The following is a 4714-nucleotide window of genomic DNA, read 5'->3' as shown; positions in this document are numbered from 1 at the left end:
CAGCCGCGTCTCGATGGCTTTGCCTCGGCCTTGCACGCACTTGAAGCAGGCGAGGCGGCGCCGGCGCTGGTGGCGGTCGGTCGCGGGCAAGCGTTGCCGCTATCTTATGCGCAGGAGCGCCAGTGGTTCCTCTGGCAATTGGACCCGCACAGCGCCGCCTACCATATCCCCAGTGCGCTGCGCCTCAAGGGCGCCCTGGATACGGCGGCGCTGCAACGCAGTTTTGATGCCCTGGTGGCCCGCCATGAAAGCCTGCGCACCTCGGTGCAGGTGCAGCCGGAGGGCCCGCGCCAGGTGATTCAGGCGCAGGCCGCTGTGCCGCTGGTGCTCGGCGACGTCAGCGAGGCCGCATTGCAGGCGCGGGTTGAGGCCGAGATCGCGCGGCCCTTCGATTTGCAGCGCGGGCCGTTGTTGCGCGTGAGCTTGTTGCGCGTGGCCGAGGACGATCATGTGCTGGTGCTGGTGCAGCACCACATCATCTCCGATGGCTGGTCGATGCAGGTGATGGTCGACGAGCTGGTGCAGCTGTATGCCGCGTTCAGCCAGGGCCAGGCCGCGCAATTGCCGGACATGCCGATCCAGTATGCGGACTATGCCGTGTGGCAGCGCACCTGGATGGAAGCCGGCGAAAAGGCGCGCCAACTGGACTACTGGCGCGCATTGCTCGGCGGTGAGCAGCCGGTGCTGGAATTGCCGTTCGATCATCAGCGCCCGGCGCAGCAAAGCCATCGTGGCGCACGCCTGGACGTGCCTCTGCCCGCCGCCCTGGCCGCCGACCTCAAGACCCTGGCCCAGGCGCAAGGCGTGACCCTGTTCATGCTGCTGCTGGCTTCGTTCCAGACCTTGTTGCATCGCTACAGCGGCCAGCAGGACATCCGTGTCGGCGTGCCCATCGCCAACCGCAACCGGGTCGAGACCGAGCGACTGATCGGCTTCTTCGTCAATACTCAAGTGCTCAAGGCCGATATCGATGGGCACACCACCGTCGCCCAGTTGCTGGCCCAGGTCAAACAGCGTGCCCTGGATGCCCAGGCGCATCAGGACCTGCCGTTCGAACAACTGGTGGAGGCCTTGCAGCCGGAACGCAGCCTGAGTCTCAACCCACTGTTCCAGGTGATGTTCAACCATCAGGCCGAAGGGCGCCCGGAAGACGCACCCCAGGCCGTGACGCATCTGCATATCGAAGGCCTGGCGTGGGAGCGCCGCACCGCGCACTTTGACCTCGACCTGGACGTGCAGGAAAGTCGCGGCGGGCTCTGGGCGTCTCTGGGGTATGCCACCGACCTGTTTGACGCCCGCACCATCGAGCGCATGGCGCGGCATTGGCAGAACCTATTGCAGGCGATGGTTGCCGATCAGCAACAGACCCTTGCTCAACTGAACCTGCTGGATGCGGACGAGCAGCAGCACATCTTGCAGCTGTGGGATCGCAGTGAATCCGGCTTCTCGAACGCTCGCTGGGTCCATGAACTGTTCGCCGAGCGCGCCCGTGAAAATCCCCAGGCCGTGGCGGTCAAGTTCGACACGCAAAGCCTCAGTTACGGTGAGCTGGACCGTCAGGCCAACCGCCTGGCCCGCGCGCTGATCGCCCGTGGCGTCGGCCCCGAAGTGCGGGTGGCGATTGCCATGCCGCGCAGTGCTGAAAGCCTGGTGGCGTTCCTTGCCGTGCTCAAATCCGGCGGTGTGTATGTGCCGCTGGACATCGAATACCCGCGTGATCGCCTGCTGTATATGATGCAAGACAGCCGGGCGCGGTTGTTGCTGACCCACACCCGTGCGTTGCAGCAACTGCCGATTCCGGAAGGGTTGGAAGCCCTGGCGATTGATCGCACTCAAGACTGGGCGGACTACAGCGACACCGCGCCCGAAGTGAAACTGGATGGCGACAACCTCGCCTACGTGATCTACACCTCGGGCTCCACCGGCATGCCCAAGGGCGTTGCCGTAGCCCACGGCCCGTTGGTCGCGCACATCATCGCCACCGGCGAGCGCTACGAAACCAGCCCGGCCGATTGCGAACTGCACTTCATGTCCTTTGCCTTCGACGGCTCCCACGAAGGCTGGATGCACCCGCTTATCAACGGCGCCAGCGTGCTGATCCGTGACGACAGTTTGTGGTTGCCGGAATACACCTACGCGCAGATGCATCGCCACAACGTGACCATGGCGGTGTTCCCGCCGGTGTACCTGCAACAGCTGGCCGAGCATGCCGAGCGCGATGGCAACCCACCGGCGGTGCGGGTGTATTGCTTCGGTGGTGATGCGGTGGCGCAGGCCAGTTACGACCTGGCCTGGCGTGCGCTCAAGCCGACCTACCTGTTCAACGGCTATGGCCCGACTGAAACCGTGGTCACGCCGCTGCTCTGGAAAGCACGCAAAGGCGATCCATGCGGCGCTGTCTACGCCCCGATTGGCACCTTGCTGGGCAACCGCAGCGGCTACGTGCTGGACGCCCAGCTCAACCTGCAACCCATCGGCGTCGCCGGTGAACTCTACCTGGGCGGCGAGGGCGTTGCCCGCGGTTATCTGGAACGCCCAGCGCTGACCGCCGAACGCTTCGTCCCCGACCCCTTCGGCAAACCTGGCAGCCGCGTGTACCGCAGCGGCGACCTGACCCGTGGCCGCCCGGACGGCGTGGTCGACTACCTCGGTCGTGTCGACCATCAAGTGAAAATCCGTGGCTTTCGCATCGAACTGGGCGAAGTCGAAGCACGCCTGCGCGAGCAGGACAGTGTTGGCGAAACCGTGGTCGTCGCCCAGGACGGCCCGACCGGCAAGCAGTTGGTGGCCTACGTCGTTCCCGCTGATGCAGGCCTGGCCAACGAAACCGAGTTCCGCGAAACCCTGCGCCGCGCCCTGAAAACCCATCTGCCGGACTACATGGTGCCGGCGCACTTCATGTTCCTCACCACAATGCCGCTGACCCCCAACGGCAAGCTTGACCGCAAGGGCTTGCCGCAGCCTGACGCCGCACAGTCCCAGGGCGTTTGGGTCGAACCGGTCACCGCCTTGCAGCAACAAGTCGCCGCAATCTGGGCCGATGTACTCGGCGCTGAACGCATCGGCCTGAACGATCACTTCTTTGAGCTGGGCGGGCACTCGCTGTTGGCGATGCAGGTGATTTCGCGGGTGCGCCAGTTGCTTGAGCGTGAAGTGGCGCTGCGCATCCTGTTTGAACAGCCGCAGCTGGAGGGGTTTGTCTTGGCCTTGCAGGCCGCTGAAGGGCCACTGGCGCCGCCGATGCTCGCGGTCGGGCGCGATCAGCCGCTGGCGCTGTCTTTTGCCCAGGAGCGCCAGTGGTTCCTCTGGCAACTGGAGCCCGATAGCGCTGCTTACCATGTGCCCAGCGCATTGCGCCTGAGTGGGCATTTGGATCGTTCGGCGTTGCAGCGCAGTTTCGATGCGTTGCTCGCCCGCCATGAAACCTTGCGCACCGTATTTGCCAGCGAAGGGGAGCGCACCGTACAGCGTATCCTGCCGGTCGCGGCCATGGCGCTGGATTACGCTCGACTCGAAAACGCCAGCGCCGGGCAGGTACAGGCGCGGGTGGAAGCCGAAATAGCCAAGCCGTTCGATTTGCGCCAAGGTCCTTTGCTGCGGGTCACACTGCTGCAACTGAGCGAGCAGGAGCATGTGCTTGTACTGGTCCAGCACCACATTGTGTCCGATGGCTGGTCGATGCAGGTGATGGTTGACGAGTTGGTGCAGCTTTATGCCGCATTCACTCAGGGCCAGCCACCAGCACTGCCGCCGATGGGGCTGCAATACGTCGATTACGCCGTGTGGCAGCGCAACTGGATGGAGGCGGGTGAAAGGCAACGCCAGATGACGTACTGGCGTGATTTGCTGGGTGGGGAGCAGCCCGTTCTGGAGTTGCCGCTCGATCACCCGCGCCCGGCCGTACAGAGTTACCGGGGCGCGTGCCTGGAGATCGGTCTTGATGCCAGCCTTGTCGACGCGCTCAAGGTGCTGGCGCAGCGCGAGGGGGTGACCCTGTTCATGCTGTTGCTGGCGTCGTTCCAGACCCTGTTGCACCGCTATAGTGGGCAATCGGATATTCGTGTCGGTGTGCCCATCGCCAACCGTAATCGCGTGGAAACCGAGCGGCTGATTGGTTTTTTCGTCAACACCCAAGTGCTCAAGGCCGATGTCGATGGGCAGATGAGTTTTACTCAGCTGCTGCAACAGACCAAGCGGCGCGCCCTGGACGCCCAGGCTCATCAAGACTTGCCGTTCGAGCAGTTGGTGGAGGCACTGAATCCGCAGCGCAGCCTGAGTTTCAACCCGTTGTTCCAGGTGATGTTCAACCATCAATCCGAGGCCCGAGTGCCGCGCGGTGAGCAATTGCCCGGCTTGCGTGTGGAAGGGTTGGAATGGAACAGCCAGACGACGCACTTCGACTTGAGCCTGGATACCCAGGAGTCGGCACAAGGTCTGTGGGCTTCGCTGAGTTATGCCACCGACCTGTTTGACGCCGCGACCGTGGCACGCCTGGCGCAGCACTGGCAGAACCTGCTGGAGGCTGTCGCCCGTGACGCACAGCAGCCCATTGGTTGCTTGACACTGCTCGACAGCCAGGAGCAGGTACGCCTTCTGCAACAATGGAATGCCGGCGGTGCGGCTTCGCCGATTCAACTCGGTGTCCATCGACTGTTTGCCGCCCAGGCACAGCAACGCCCCGACGCGATTGCCCTGTGCCTTGGCGAGCAGTCGA

General features: G+C 63.9%; 1 protein-coding gene. It reads left to right on the top strand.

The genetic code is table 11. The features are described 5' to 3' along the window. Positions 1 to 4714, top strand: a 4714-nt coding sequence (locus NUV89_RS27775) for a non-ribosomal peptide synthetase (RefSeq protein ID WP_257783834.1), incomplete at both ends; no start/stop codon positions are given.

This window comes from Pseudomonas sp. 18.1.10 (assembly GCF_024655625.1).
Lineage (GTDB): Bacteria > Pseudomonadota > Gammaproteobacteria > Pseudomonadales > Pseudomonadaceae > Aquipseudomonas.
Note: the sequence above shows the minus strand (reverse complement) of the source record. Positions and strands in the feature narration are given on the sequence as shown.